Consider the following 15370-nt stretch of genomic DNA (forward strand, 5'->3'; position numbering starts at 1 on the left):
TCTAAATTAGCCGAACGCAGAAGCTAAACCGACCATGCTTACTTGCATCTATTTCCAATGAAGGAGCACTTTCATAAACCCCATACTGTTTAGAAAAAGGCCGTTCCTTTATTGCAACCTTAATGTTTTCGCTACCATATGAAATAATCATTCGTTGCTGTTCCTCAACACTGATAGTAGCTTGACTATTTTCTAAAGAGACATTAGCGAACTGGTGGAAGAAAAGGTTTTCCATCATTCCTTTTTCTGCCCCTTCAATAACGTCTGTTATTTCTATCAAACCAGACGCTAACTGACTTATATTGATTGTGCGCTTTATTTTTTGGCCATACAAAAAACTCTCCGCGACAATAAAGCCTTCAGTTACGTGTAGAGTCGGAACGCCGGCTAGCGCCTTCCTATTTCTGGTCGCTTTTTTGCCAACTATATAAGGCACATTATGACATTCGTTACTTCGAAGTGATATTCTGCGAGGATCTTTCTCATTGTGTGCGCCAAGTCCGCCATCTGATAGCAAATCAATATTGTCATAGCTTAGGTAAATGTGGAGGTCGTCATCATGACGGTGATATACCGAGTCAAAACAATTCTTTACCATTAAATACAACTGCTTATCTAAAACCTTTCCTTTAACAATCACATAACCTGACTTTGAATAATCATAAACGGTCAACTCGCGAGGGAAATCATATTTCTCAACGAAATGACCACCTCTTGTATCCCCGACCATAGGCAATGTTCCATCAACAAGGGTAAGGGCTTCTTTAAAATTTGTGGCACGCTCTTCAAGTAGAGCCGCTTTTTCGGATACTTTGTTAGCGTGTAACTTACCTAGCTTGCTAAATCGAGTTAGCCTTCTTAGCATGAATATATGATAACCAGGGCTGTTTTCTTTATGTACGCCTTCTTCCGTATACGCGAATTCAATTTCTTCAATTAATCGATTTTCAGACAATTCAAAAAACGATTTCCAAACAGAGTGATTCGTGTACAACCCAATAATGAATACAGCGGTGGCTTGATCGAGACCATGATTTGTATGCTTTGAATAATTTTCATCTTCGGTCAGCCAAGCAATATGCCTTTTCAGAATATCTTCCATCAGATAAGGGCTATCAAGTTCTTCTACGAACTCACTCAGATCATCATCCAGCCACAGACAAAATAACCAATTAAAGAGATTGGTCAATCGATACGACGTGGCATGGTCATGCCACCTTAGCGTCTTGTCATTATCCTCTGGGATGATCTCAATCCAATTGATAAGACTATCTTTGCAAAACTTCGCAGCAAGTTTTCGTTCTTGCGCGGAAAGCAACTTTCTACACGCCACGAACCAAGCTAAAAACGGAAGTGCTTGTACTTGCCACCACCAATTCCGGTCCTGGCCTGATGGTGCCCAGTCGAAAGTTCGGAAGTCAATATCGGCATCTTCGAAACTATTAGTTTTGACTATGCCTTCATTTATCGCTGCAAGTAAATTATCTTTCGCTTCTAGATTTTTACCTGTGTTTTCTCTGCAAAAAAAAGAAACCTGAGCGTCATTAACGCTCTTAAAAACATTTTTCAGCGAATTATTCTGCGTTGTTACAGCCATTACCCAATTAATTCCCTTATCTGACTTACTATGTGACTCGTGGTAAAGTGATGTTTGGCGTATCCCCTTATGGATTTCGACTTTGCCATGTCGAAAATCGGGGCTTCAAAGTTTTCGGGTAGGTTTTCGTATACATATTTTTTTGGATACACCGTTTCCGCTCCCGCCCAAGGCAAGATGATTGGAATCGCACCTGACGCCATTCCTTCAGCCACAGCTTGATGACTGCCTTCAAAGTCGCTTGTCGACAAGATATAGCCTATGTTTTGAAACCATTCTGGCATATCGTTACCGTGACCATCAAAAATAACGTTATCTTTCCACTTAGCCGCCGCGATACGAGCGTCTTGTTCCTCATACTTTACAAACTCGTCAGCAAACTTGGGCCCTTTCATCCAAGGATAATCATGTGGCGTTTTTCCTTTCACCCTTAATTTATATCTGCTGTCGGTTTGCCATAAAGACTCAAAAATGTCTAATGCTAAATCGAAACGCTTGCGCCACGGCACCATCCCGATGAACCCCAGTGTAAACTTAGCATCGTCGCTCTTGTCCAACGCAAAACGTTCACAATCTACCGTGTTGAAAATGAGTTTACACTTTTCTCTTGGCAAATTATGCATCTCAACAAACTCTTCATACCTATACGGTGCGATAAAGATAAATTGATCGATATTATCTAAGTTCCCTTCTTCAAGATATTGAGGAACTTGATTTTCTTGTAGGTGAATTCTTACTAAAAGTTTTTGCCCAGGCTTTTTGTTTTTCGAATACCAGCGGATATTACCCAATCCCCATTCACAGAAGATAACATCAGCAGCTTGTAGCTTTAACTTGCTTTCATTTTCATCGTGCTTTGTATGGCCATTCCATTGATCAATAAGCACGTTGTAATTAGTGTCTTTTTCGTAGGCAGAAATTACATCTTGCAAAAATTTGAGATCGTGTCCTGCGAATAACATTGTCTTTTTCTGGTAACAAATTAATCGCTCGATAATTTCATTGTGGTCAACCGACTTGGCGAAATTTTTGTATGCTTCATAAGACATTTCAGATGCCTTTTTGTAAAGCGCTACGTCTGTCAAAGCATCATGGATTTTATTAGCTGCATCAGTATTATTTTTTGCAAATAATGGGTAATCACTACCAAGTAAGTCTTTGTGTACTTTTGTGGGTCTTAATATGACCGGCTTCGCACTGCTCATGTATTCAAAAAGCTTTGTTGATAACTCCTGAGATTCGTCATTGTCAATTTTTGTCGAGCGAAGAGCGAAACCAATATCAGATTGTCGAGAAAGCGCAATGCTCTCTTCTCTAGAAACGACGCCAACCCAGTTAACACCATCTTCAGACTCGAAATAGGTTTGAATTTCATCTTTCCGACCTCCTAGTTCGCCGTGAAACTTATTTCCTGCGATATTTAATTTGGCGTACGGAAGCTTCTCCTTCAATAACTTAAATACATCTACCAAATCTGGGGTGCCCCACTCTTCAGAGAACTTCCCTGTGTAACAAACGCTATTAAGCTGATTACGGAAGCTAGGTCGCTTCATAATAGGCGGAATTAGCGGGGGTAGTATGTAAATATGCTCTTTGGACAAATCAAATTCACTGCTATAACTCTCTCGCATTCTTTCACTTTGCACTATGGCAAATGCTGTAGCGTTTAGCAGTTCAGATACCTCCACCTTTTCTTTCACCGACAGTTCATGGCGACGTTGAAAAGGCTCCAGCGTATAATAAACAAGTCTGCCAGCAAGGAATTTAACTAATGCCTTACCCATTTCAATGTGACCGCGCACAAGCACTCGATCGTAATTGTTTTCTTTGTCCAATTGCTCGATAGCTTCAGCCGCTTGCTCTGGCTTTAAGGGGCGAGCACTTTTTTCAATGCGATTTATATTGACCAGTTTATCTACCTGCCCATTCAATGGGCCACCTTGATGCGGCGCCTTAGACAAGAAGTCGAGCTGTACTCTCGGGTCTTTAGCGATTAGGGCCAAAAGCTCAGCGAGCCAAACAGAAGAGCCGTCCATTATATTTAGGTTTACGTCGGCGTAGATAAGTAACTTTATTGTTCTCATTATTGTTTCTCGCTTATCGCTGGGTGAATGTTGTCGTACTGCGTTTTAATGGCCACGTCTTCCATTAGCGTTTCTGCAATATTGTCATTCAAGTCTAGGTCTACACTCACACCCTCAAGCGGTTTTGCGAACTCGGTTAACACTCTAAAAATCTCTTTGTCACTATTAATGTTGAGATAAGGATAAAGCTCATTGCTATTTTCTAAATTTACGACCAGACGCTTATCAAAATACGTCTGTGAATTCACAAGCTTCCTTGCCTTTTCTACCATATCGACTGTGCCAGCGGTAATAACTGCATTCACTACAGGTAAATGAGGTACTACAGGAATGCCTACGCGCTTACAAACTTGCTCTAGTCTATCAGCAATTGTATGCTTGCCGAGTGTCTCTCTAGCACCCTGCTCAGCGATTCGCTTATATTCCTTCTCATCTTTCAGCATTTCTACATAGTCAATGATGTCTTTTTTGTTATCGCTAGCACAAACAATTCCGCTAAATTGCGTTACTACACCTTCGGAGTAGTTACTTATTACTGGTGTTCCTGACGCTAGTGACTCGTATACACGACGGGCGAACATGGTAGGACTATGCTTAACGGTGTTCATGTTCACCGTATAACGATACCCTTTGTAAGCCTTCCACATTTCATCAGGCTCTAAGTAACCGACTACATGTTTTTTGAAATATTCAGGAAATTGAAGATGAGACACACCGCGCTTCAAACAACGGTCATAAATTTCATAGGGTACACCAGCATCGTCTAGCCCCCCTAAAATGGTATGGAAGTCATCACATCGCTCTTTCTTGTCAGAATAGTAAGACCCAGCGAATGCTGCTTTATGGGAGCGTGTTATAACTTCAACAGGGTTGTGCACTTTGGGCTGACAGAAGAAAGAAAGTGGCTCTGCATCTATACCATACTCACTTTTGTAGCTTTGCACCATATTTGCATCTGTGGTGTAAACATAATCAAACAGCTTCGCAGTAGGAGCAAATCGGCTATAGTGCACAGGATCTTCTTTAGACCAAAAAACGGTTGGAATACCTTTTCTATTACAATAATTGATAACTTTTACCAAGCTATCCATTTGGTTGGCACCATTGGAGGTATACCCGTATATTAAACCACCCCACTGGTTCTTGTTGCCAAACCAGCAGCTTTCTACAAAGAAAATATCGGGACGAGATGCTTCTAACTCATGTTCCCAATTCTCTGGTGAAATAGGCACAAGATCTACTTCCATTCTGAAGCATTCCATAGTGAACTCATCGAGAATAGCTGCAACCTTGACGTTGGCTAATGGACGGGCAGGAGTTGCTTGCAGTGCTTTTCTTAAATCTGAAGCCTTACTTGTATCTGCTATTTTTTGAACATCCGGTGCGCACTGCATAGGACGCTCAACGAAAACATTACCTTTCGCATCCCACTTTTGCAGGCCAATCGCCAGTTTTGTCGCACCTTTGGGTGGAATTATTTTAGCTACTTTTTCACAAGTAACCTCTAAATACACAAAGTTTCCTACCGTCTTAGACTGAAGTAAACCTTGATGTTTACCCTCTAATTCATTGCCTTCGCTGTCATGGAATTTAACTCTTGCAATTAACGACTTCTTGCGCTGTTCGTTTTGATTTTCAAAATTAAATTTGGCAGTCAATGTATGCGGAACAAACTCTCTTACCGCAAAAGAAGTCCATAGAGGATCTTTGGTGACTCTCTGAGCCTGCTCTACTCTCACATCGCAGTTTGCTAATGACATCGTAACATCGAAATTGTGTACTTCGACAAACTCGGCACTTTCGCAGTTGAATGCACACAAACCAACTTCAATTTTTCTTACTTCTGGCGGCAACGCTAACTTGTGTAATAGCTTAACTTGCTTATTAGTGTCAGCAATGTACTTAAACTTAGATTGTAGATGAGATGAAAAGGCAAGCTTTCCTAACGCTTTGGAGATATCATTTCCCTGCTTATCAAAGGCCTTTACAAGTAATACTGCTTTCCTTTCTTTTTTAGTTGTATTTTGGTAAGCAACTTGACCAAGAACACGAAGTTCACACGGTCTTTCAACATCATATGTAAACCAAGATACTTCAGGTGAATTAAGTATAATTTTTTTATCAAACTGTTCACCACTCTCGTCTTTTGTAGTAGTGACAGTTCCAGTTACAGAATTAAGCGCTCTATCTCCACAAAAACTTTCTCCCATTAAGGCAGTATCAATCAGACTTTGCTTTAGGTTATGCCAATCTGGAGCCACTGTCTTTGCGTGTAAGCTTAGTATTAGCGTTTCCTTTAGGCTATTAATATTATCAGCCTCGAAATAATAAACGCTGCTAAACTTTTCAGTGATTTCTTTCAGTACTGGTAAGTTAGAGATAACAAGTTTCTTTCCATATGAAAGTGCTTCAATAGCTTTCATAGGAGGAACGATTTGACATACGTCCAAGTTCCTTCTCGGTATAACTATTGTATCGATAAGTGCCAAATAGTTTGGCACCTTATCTTGAGAAACTCTCCCTGTTCTAATCAGCCATGACGAGTCCGAATCAGACTCGTTACCATCGACACCATCCACAGGTTGATGATCACCCACTAATAGCAGCTTTATTTGCTCACCGTCTTCAATCAGTTGACGACAAGCCTCAATTAATGCTTCAAGCCCTTCGTATTCAGTAATACTACCTACATAGCCGACCACTTTTTCAGAATCTGAAATGCCAAGCTCCCTTCTCAATTCGCTATTGGCACTTTCGATATGAGGTAGCGCATCTAACCCGTTATGAATAACACTTATTTTCTCTTGACTTACCCCTCTGCGAGTAAGCTCAGCTTTCATTGTATAACTTAGTGTAAAAACCTTGTCTGCCTGATTGGCAACGAAAGTATCCCTTATGCTTTCCTTTTTGAAGCTTGGTGTTTCCTTGTATTCTGGCTCTCTTGCAATACGAGATAGTTCCCAAAAACCTCTTATTTCGTAAGCAAATGGAATATTTAGTGCTTTAGCAGCAGCCCAGGCTGGTAGGGCAATTTTCCAGTTTGAAGCTGCTATGATTTTTTCAGGTCTGTAAATTTGAAACAACTCGCAAAACTGGGCAAAAGATTGTTTTAAGTGTTCTTGCTCACTTATCCTGTAGTTATCATTTTCCCATCGAGAATGGATGTAACGTACCCCGTTTACATCAATTACAGGCTTGATTGAATTCGCAGCGTTAGCGTTTAGTTCCCAAGGTCTTCCGGGTCGCACGAAGCAGAATACATCTTTCCCATTGTCTATAAGAGAGCGTGCTACTCGTTGTGTTCGTACGGCATAGCCATTGCTAGCATAACTTGCACCGTGACTTACTACGTAGGCAATTCGATTTTTAATAGAGGAATAGACTTGATGGGATTTTTCGGACGCAAGCTCTTGTGCTAATTGAACAACTTTATCTTTTTTCATAACTGCATATGCCGTGCAAAGGGGTATTAAGAATTTTGAGGAACTACAAAAAAGCCGACGAAACGAGAACGTCTAGCCGGCTTTGAGATATCATGCTGGACTATCGTTTGAACAGGCCTGCAAAATCGATGGATTTTTCGCTAAATGCATGTGCTTTGAATTCTTTGTGAGCTACCAAGTATACAAGAATATCAGCATTACTGGCTTCTTCCTCAGACACCAGTTTAAGCCCATCAAACTCTTCAATGTTGGGTTCGACAGCAATTACATTGTGGCTTTCGTTGAGTTTTTGCGTGATGTAAAGCGCTGGAGACTCTCTCAGATCATCAATATCAGGTTTAAAAGCAAGCCCCATACATGCAATGATAGGAGCACGACCTTGTGCTTTTTCAAACTCTAGTGCGGCATTTTTCACTTTCTCCGCAACCCATTCAGATTTGTAATCGTTCGTTCTGCGTGCTTGTTCAGTCATTTTTGCTTTGCCGTTAGCAGAGTTCACAATAAACCATGGGTCGACAGAGATACAGTGCCCGCCTACGCCACAACCGGGCTGCAGTACATTGACTCGAGGATGATGATTTGCAAGTGTAATCAACTCATAAACATCAATACCCATGTCATCACATAACATGGATAACTCGTTTGCAAAAGCAATATTCACATCACGGAACGCGTTTTCTGTTAGTTTAGCCATCTCTGCTGTCTTTGATGTCGTTTCTAACACCTCACCTTCGACGAAGGTACGATAAAACTCAGCAGCAGCCTTAGTTGAAGCAGGGTTAATACCACCAACAACACGATCATTTTCAATGAGCTCACGCATTATTTGCCCTGGCAATACACGTTCAGGTGAGTGAGCAACATGAATTTCAGAAAGGTCTACCCCTGCAGCTTCGAGCTCGGCGGCCATCATTTCAGTGGTGCCTACCGGTGAAGTAGACTCTAACAGAACCAAATTTCCTGGCTTTACGAATGGTGCAATCGCTTGCGTAGCGCTTTTTACGTAGTCCAAGTTTGGAATAGGTGAGTTTGTCACTGAATTAAGCTTATCGTGATGGAAAGGCGTGGGTACAGCAACTAGGAAAATATCGGCTTCAGTTGGTTCTAAATGAGCGGAAAGCATGTTGCTATTCACTGCCGATTTTACAAATGTATCCAACTCGGGCTCAACGATGTGAATTTCACCCTTATTGATTGTATCAACCGCTTTTTTGTTTACATCAACACCGTGTACGCGGAAGCCGCGATTTGCAAGAAGTGCTGCAGTTGGCAAGCCAATATAGCCCATCCCAACAATACAAACATTTTTATTAATTTCCATTTAATGTCTCCATCAAAACTTCGATGATTTTTTCGCATGCTCTTCCATCGCCATACGGGTTATGGGCAAAGCTCATTTCTTTATATTCTTTATCGTTAGTAAGTAACAACGAAAGCTGTTGCTTTATCACTTCAACATCGGTTCCAACCAACTTCACTGTTCCGGCTTTAACTGCCTCAGGACGTTCAGTTGTATCACGCATGACAAGTACGGGCTTACCAAGAGAAGGCGCTTCTTCTTGAATGCCACCAGAGTCAGTTAAAATGATATGTGCCTTGTTCATCAAGTAAACAAAAGGCAAATAGTCTTGCGGTTTTATCAGGGTAATATTGTCAACACCATTCAGCAATCTATTAACTGGCTCCTGAACATTCGGGTTCAAATGTACAGGGTAAACAATTTGACACTCTGGGTGCGCTCCGGCAGTAGCAGCCAATGCTTGACATATCCTCTCAAAACCACCCCCAAAACTTTCTCTTCGGTGACCTGTTACAAGGATAAGCTTCTTGTTTTCGTCTAAGAAACCGAATTCTTCAGCCATTCGACTATTTAAAGCTATATCGGTCTTGAATTTTTCACTGACACTCAGAAGTGCGTCAATTACCGTATTTCCCGTAACTGTAATAGCAGACTCCGCCACTGCCTCATTCAACAAGTTTTGCTTTGAAATATCTGTAGGCGCAAAATGATAGGTGGTAATTGCCCCCGTTAGTTTACGGTTGGCCTCTTCCGGCCACGGCGAATAAATGTTTCCAGTTCTCAGGCCTGCTTCAACGTGCCCCACAGCTATTTGCTGATAATACGCAGCTAGACTTGTAGCAAAAGTGGTAGCTGTATCACCATGCACCAAAACCACATCCGGTTTAAAGTCTGCTAACACAGGCTTCATACCTTGCAAAATATTAGTAGTAACATCTGTCAAGTCTTGACCCGGCTTCATGATATCTAGATCATAATCAGGCTTCAGCTCGAACAGCTCTAAAACCTGATCAAGCATTTCCCTATGCTGTGCGGTTACACATACCCTAGCATCAAGACCCTGTGTTTCAGCCAGTTTCAATGCTAAAGGAGCCATTTTTATCGCTTCAGGGCGTGTACCGAACACGGTTAATATTTTCATTGTCTCTCTAAGTCCATCAGTTTAAATCGTAACTCTTGTACTTGGTTATAGTACTTTTCTACAAGCGCCTGAGATTGTTCTAATTGCTTTTGGTTACTCAGTGCTTCTTCGGAATAAATGAGGTGAGATTGATGCACGCATTGTGAACTTTTTTTGCTAGCAGCACGCTGTTTACAAAGCCAAAGATTAACTTCAACTAAATGTTTTCCCAGCACCGCTCCAGCGAGCTCATATTTTTCTGCAGCCTCTTGATATTTCTCTTCTCGAAACAGGAGATTGGCTTCTCTCATATACAAATGCTTTTTACTACTCATCTTCGTGCTCTATAACTTTTTTCTATTGCGCCCAAAGGTATACCATTTGCGACTCTGTATACTACCACAACTGATTATGTTTGCATTAATCAAGGATATTAGTCTCACAATGGCCTACTTTTAGCTAACAACGACTCACCGCTGTTGCTAAGCTGTTCAAAATTAAAAGAAAGCCCTCTTCTTTCTGTTTCAGATTGCCAACTTGTGACGAGCCTTTGCCTTAAGTCAGCGTTTTCTTCTTCTAGAAAGAAGTCAACTGCATGCATTGAAAGCTCGTCTAAAACAGATGGAAGTGCAACACTTTTACATTCTGCTGAATTGCTCTTTGTGTAGGGTCCATCGACAATCACAAGAATATTTGCACAACGGCCATCTAATACACGTTTGACTTCCCTAAGCTTCTCTTCACAACCGTAAAACAAGGAAGGCTCAACTGAACTGTATTTATTATCAATTAAAGGGGTGAGGCAAAGGTCTACAAGCTGCATCAGGTTTGCGTTCTCTAACAACTTAGATGTATTTCCCAAGAAAGTTTCTGATTGCTCAAAGGAAATAATGTAATTAGGTAAACTTCTGAAATTGCCGTTATTTATATTAGCTAACTTATCTTGCTCGCTTGAGCGCGTTGAGTCATCGTCGAGATGCAGAGTATTAGACCTCTTGAACTTCGATGCAATAACATCAGCCATTACTGCTGTGCTAGTACCACTTCCAAATTCAATAATAACATCATAGTCACTAAGTCGGATAAGTGATGTAAGAAAAAGGAGGCTTTCTGAACTAAGTGACTCCCCACAACCATAGGTGATGAGTTCCTTGTTATGCAGCACATCTTGAAGCTTATTTAAAGCCAATAGTTCTGTGCGAGTATTCGTTTCGCTTTTAGTAATATGACGCCCTAATGCGTTTGCTATCTCAACGCTTTCATTGCTTTGTGTTTTGAATAATGTATCTATCTTAGCTTCCAGCTCTTTCACTGACTTTTGAGTGTCACGAGAAGCCAGTAAGTTGTCTCTTTCCTGTTTTAGTGAATTGATTTGAGATTCAAGGACCTCTACCTGCTTTTTCCTACTTGCAAACCAAGAATAAACTTCGTCGCATTTATCTTGAGATTTTTTAAGCGCGTCTTCTAATGCTTTGATTTTTAGGATATCCTTTTCGGCACTATCGTTACGCTGCGATACTTCCTCTACCGATGCTTTCAATGCAGCGCTTAACTTTTCAATTTCATTGTTTGAAGTTTCTAGTTTAGCTTTTAGAGAATTAATCGTACTGTTTAATGTCTCAACCTCTATTGTAAACGAGTCAACATTACTTTCTGACTCCTGAAGCTGAATGCGTAGTTTTTCATTGTCAGATATACGTTTTTGCGCTTCTAAATTTGCCTTCTCAAGGTCTCTTTCTAGAGCTGAGAAAGCTTCACTGTTATCCTTTAATGAGTTACTTGCAACCTCCAACGAATTCTTTAACGAATTATTTTCAGACGAAAATTGAGCTACTTCAGAATCTTTCGAGGCCAATTGGGCTTTTAGCTCTACTACAGTCCTTTTTAGTTCTTTTGCTTGTCCCTCTGCAATTTCTAGCTGCGCGCTTACAGCACCAAGGTTGGCTAAACGTTCATCGTACATGTATTTGAACGATGGAATATCGGGGTCATCGGTATTAGTTGAATTTAGTTCGAAGTAGCCATTGTTCAATAACAATTCAAGCTCGCTTGCAGTTTTGGCGCCCTCATAAAGAGTTTCAATACCTGAAGACACATATATACAAGAAAAGAGTTCGATAGCGCGTGTATGGATGAGAGACTCGATGATTTCGCCTGCAATACACGGCAAATCAACAATCAACGTATTTTCGTGTCCTGAAACCTCACATAATGAGAGGCAATCTGAAAGACTTATGCCTTCAACCTCTCTAGTTTCCTCAACTACCAAACCGGGAAACAGTGTTTTTAGACCGGTTGGCATCTTTAGTGAACTTAGTTCTTCAATAGAATATATTTCTAAGTTGTTTGAAATACCACTTACTGAAACTGCTGCATTTACCAATTCCACTGAGCCATCGAATTTGCCCGAGATGTTGTTCAGAGCTTCTTGTCGAGCCTCAAAGAAATAGCAATGTTCATAGTCTTGTGTTTTTTCAGGTAAGTGGTTTGCTTCTCCGCAACCTAACCACAAAAGTTTTTTATTCATGACTACTTTGACTTCCTTCTCTCATGAGAAATCATAAGTGGAGAAATAGAGCGTCCCTCCTCGCGTCCATGCTTGATATAGTGCAGCAACGGATTCATTCCCGTTTCGGCCACATCAGGATATCTTTGAAGGTACCAGTTTCCATCAAAACGCGATGAAGGGTTTCTACCCTCAGATGCTCCTGCGCTTAGATAGTGTTGCACTGGATCAATACCGACTGCAGCAACATCTTTGTAGGTCTCAAAATACCAATCAGCATCAAACAAATCGCTGGTATAAATAAGACTTGCATCCAACAACTGTTGATTGCGGTCAGTCGCTTTCCTATCTAAAACATGGCTTAGCTTCTCGAATTTTTGAGAAAAACGCCAATAGGGAGACATCGTTGCTACTCGATATTTGGCCAAATCAGTTCGTAGCGCATGGGCAATGTCTTCTTGCTCACTGATTTTCGCTTCTAGTTTAATTATTTCTCTGTCTTTTTGTTTTTCAAGCAGCGTCAGACTCTGGCTCTTTTCCTTTAGCTCTCTAGCTTTATCCTCTAGCTGTCGCTCTAACTTGGCTATCCTCTTTGTATATTTAGCACATTGTTGTTTATGCTCTACTTTGAGCTTATCATGTGCCGAGCATTCGTGTTTGTACGCTTCATTAAGCTTTTCATGCGCAGAGCATTCTTGGTTATACCGTTCGTCTAGTTTCTCAAACTCATCTTCTAATTTGACCAACTCAGTTTTTGATTGTTTATGCGCTTTTTCCGCTTGCGCTAAATCTGAAGAAAGGTTTTTCCTTGCTACAACTTGTATCTCTAATTCTTCTTGTGTAGTGAGCAATGCTTCTACAGAAAAATCCAGCGCTTTACACTGCTCATCATGTATCTCTTTGAATGACGTTTCTTTGCTAATGCTTTGTGTTTTTAACTCAGTAAATCTGTCTTCTTCGACTTTAAGCCTAGCAATATTAACCTCTAGCGCTTCCTGTACACCAAGAATTTCGTCAACCAACCTGGCGTTATCGTGAACTAATTCTTGTTTCTCGTCTTTTTCCTGTTGCTTTCGTTCTATAACGTCTTCAACGTCTACTATTGGTAGAATATCTCTATGTGGAAAACGCAACGAAGCTTTTATGCGTTTATCCAAGTTCTTCAACTCAACTTTCGTGTTTAAAACATAATTAGACAGCAACAACTGTTGGCTATCAATATTGGCTAAAATCTCTGTAACATCAAACCTGACTGCTACATCTGGGTTTTCGCTTTCTGTACCACAAATACTGTAAAGAGGTATGAACGAAACTCTCAATCTATTCTGGGTTTGTAGCTTTAATGCACGACTGAGCGTATCTGATACGTGTTCAAGTTTTAAGCTACCTGATGAGTTTAGCGCTTCGGATATCAGAAGTTCAGTAGGAGGAATCAGAATACCCAAACTAGCTTCCGAATTAGCTGCTAGCAACTCTAGTAACGTTTCTTCGCTTTCTGCACGGAAGATATTGTTATTTTGGTGACTCTGTAAATCATCAAAGGTAGGTACAAATTTTAAAGAAGATTCATGAAAAATACGTTGGATGAGGTTAAAGGGGTCCAACGCGCACAAAACTACCATCTTTCTCTCCTAGAAGAACTCGGCAAACAATGCAACTTAAGCAAATAACAACACGGTTTGTAATTATCCTTATAAGACATAGATACTATCAGATTATGTCATTATTGATAGCTTAGATGTGTTACCACTTTGTTAAGCACACCATCCATTTACATAGGGAAAACTCAATAAATTGCGCTCTACACATCACAGATGTTAGAACATAAAAAAAGGGGCCTGAGTTTTCACTCAGGCCCCTTTTTCTAATCGAGTATCAATTACTCTTCAGTTGCTTCTACTGCTTCTTCTTCAGCTTCTACAACTGGACGGTCAACTAGCTCAACATATGCCATTGGGGCATTGTCGCCAGCACGGAAACCGCATTTAAGAATGCGAGTGTAACCGCCTGGACGAGCTTCGTAACGAGGACCAAGCTCGTTGAATAGTTTACCTACAACCTCTTTGTCACCAGTGCGGGCAAAAGCTAGACGGCGGTTTGCAACGCTGTCTTCTTTAGCCATAGTGATTAGAGGCTCGATTACGCGACGTAATTCTTTCGCTTTTGGTAACGTAGTTTTGATCACTTCGTGCTTGACCAAAGAACCGGCCATGTTTTTGAACATAGCTTGACGATGGCTGCTGTTGCGATTCAACTGACGACCACTCTTACGATGGCGCATAGTTTTATCCTTCTCTACAAATCAGTTTGATAAAAACCTGATTAATCTTTTTCAGCGATGCTCTCTGGCGGCCAGTTTTCTAGGCGCATACCTAGAGAAAGACCACGAGATGCTAGAACATCTTTGATTTCAGTTAGCGATTTCTTACCAAGGTTTGGCGTTTTAAGTAGCTCAACCTCAGTGCGCTGTACCAGGTCACCAATGTACTGGATAGCTTCTGCTTTCAAACAGTTTGCAGAACGTACTGTTAGCTCTAGGTCATCTACTGGACGAAGCAGAATCGGATCGAATTCTGGCTTCTCTTCCTTCGCTTCTGGCTCAGATACATCACGTAGGTCTACGAATGCGTCTAGCTGTTCAGCTAGGATAGTAGCAGAACGGCGGATCGCTTCTTCAGGATCCAAAGTACCGTTCGTTTCCATGTCGATGATTAGTTTGTCTAGGTCTGTGCGTTGTTCAACACGAGCAGACTCTACACTGTAAGCAATACGTTCAACTGGGCTGTATGAAGCGTCAACTAACAAACGACCAATTGGACGATCATCTTCTTCAGAGGAGCGACGGGTAGAAGCTGGTACATAACCACGGCCCATTTCTACTTTAATGCGCATGCTGATTTCAGCTTCGCCAGTTAAAGTACAAATTACGTGCTCAGGGTTTGTAATTTCTACGTCGCCATCATGCTGAATATCACCAGCAACAACAGGGCCAGCGCCAGATTTCACTAGAGTTAGGGTTGCCTCAGTTTTACCTTCAAGGCGAACCGCTAAACCTTTCAGATTAAGCAAGATTTCGATTACGTCTTCTTGTACACCTTCTTTGGTGCTGTACTCGTGAAGAACGCCATCAATTTCTACTTCGGTAACTGCACATCCTGGCATAGATGACAGCAAAATACGACGTAGGGCGTTACCTAGAGTGTGGCCAAAGCCGCGCTCTAGTGGTTCCAAAGTTACTTTGGCACGAGTAGGAGAAACGTTTTCGATCTCTACTAATCTCGGTTTTAGGAATTCAGTCACAGAACCCACAATGCTTCCTC

10 protein-coding genes are annotated in these 15370 nt (G+C 41.2%); all 10 read right to left on the bottom strand.

Annotated elements, in window-relative coordinates:
* Window position 1: 1 nt before the first annotated feature.
* Complete coding sequence (locus ACHUFN_RS12930) at window positions 2–1597, bottom strand: heparinase II/III family protein (protein ID WP_394222830.1); 1596 nt, start codon at window positions 1595–1597, stop codon at window positions 2–4.
* Window positions 1597–3681, bottom strand: coding sequence for a glycosyltransferase family 4 protein (locus ACHUFN_RS12935; RefSeq protein WP_394222831.1), 2085 nt, complete (start codon window positions 3679–3681; stop codon window positions 1597–1599). The genes ACHUFN_RS12930 and ACHUFN_RS12935 overlap by 1 nt, the downstream gene beginning before the upstream one ends.
* Window positions 3681–7124, bottom strand: a complete 3444-nt coding sequence (locus ACHUFN_RS12940; RefSeq protein WP_394222832.1) for a glycosyltransferase — start codon at window positions 7122–7124, stop codon at window positions 3681–3683. Before ACHUFN_RS12940 ends, ACHUFN_RS12935 begins: the two co-directional genes overlap by 1 nt.
* Before the next feature lie 100 nt (window positions 7125–7224).
* Window positions 7225–8445, bottom strand: a complete 1221-nt coding sequence (wecC, locus tag ACHUFN_RS12945) for a UDP-N-acetyl-D-mannosamine dehydrogenase (RefSeq protein ID WP_394222833.1) — start codon at window positions 8443–8445, stop codon at window positions 7225–7227.
* Entirely contained in the window at window positions 8435–9565 is a 1131-nt protein-coding gene (wecB, locus tag ACHUFN_RS12950; protein WP_394222835.1) for a non-hydrolyzing UDP-N-acetylglucosamine 2-epimerase, read from the bottom strand. The genes wecC and wecB overlap by 11 nt, the downstream gene beginning before the upstream one ends.
* The gene (locus tag ACHUFN_RS12955) at window positions 9562–9879 is read right to left on the bottom strand and encodes a hypothetical protein (RefSeq protein WP_394222836.1); all 318 of its coding nucleotides are present in this window, start codon (window positions 9877–9879) and stop codon (window positions 9562–9564) included. The genes wecB and ACHUFN_RS12955 overlap by 4 nt, the downstream gene beginning before the upstream one ends.
* A gap of 104 nt (window positions 9880–9983) precedes the next feature.
* Window positions 9984–12071 (bottom strand): coiled-coil domain-containing protein, encoded by a 2088-nt coding sequence (locus ACHUFN_RS12960; RefSeq protein WP_394222837.1) that lies wholly within the window; start codon window positions 12069–12071, stop codon window positions 9984–9986.
* A 2-nt stretch (window positions 12072–12073) separates the two neighbouring features.
* Complete coding sequence (locus ACHUFN_RS12965; protein WP_394222838.1) at window positions 12074–13672, bottom strand: hypothetical protein; 1599 nt, start codon at window positions 13670–13672, stop codon at window positions 12074–12076.
* 257 nt (window positions 13673–13929) lie between these two features.
* Window positions 13930–14331 (bottom strand): 50S ribosomal protein L17, encoded by a 402-nt coding sequence (gene rplQ / locus ACHUFN_RS12970; RefSeq protein WP_012519212.1) that lies wholly within the window; start codon window positions 14329–14331, stop codon window positions 13930–13932.
* Window positions 14332–14372: 41 nt separating this feature from the next.
* Window positions 14373–15362, bottom strand: a complete 990-nt coding sequence (locus ACHUFN_RS12975; RefSeq protein WP_334015833.1) for a DNA-directed RNA polymerase subunit alpha — start codon at window positions 15360–15362, stop codon at window positions 14373–14375.
* Between the last annotated feature and the right edge of the window lie 8 nt (window positions 15363–15370).

The organism is Alteromonas gracilis (assembly GCF_043642145.1).
GTDB classification, from domain to species: Bacteria; Pseudomonadota; Gammaproteobacteria; order Enterobacterales; family Alteromonadaceae; genus Alteromonas; species Alteromonas gracilis_B.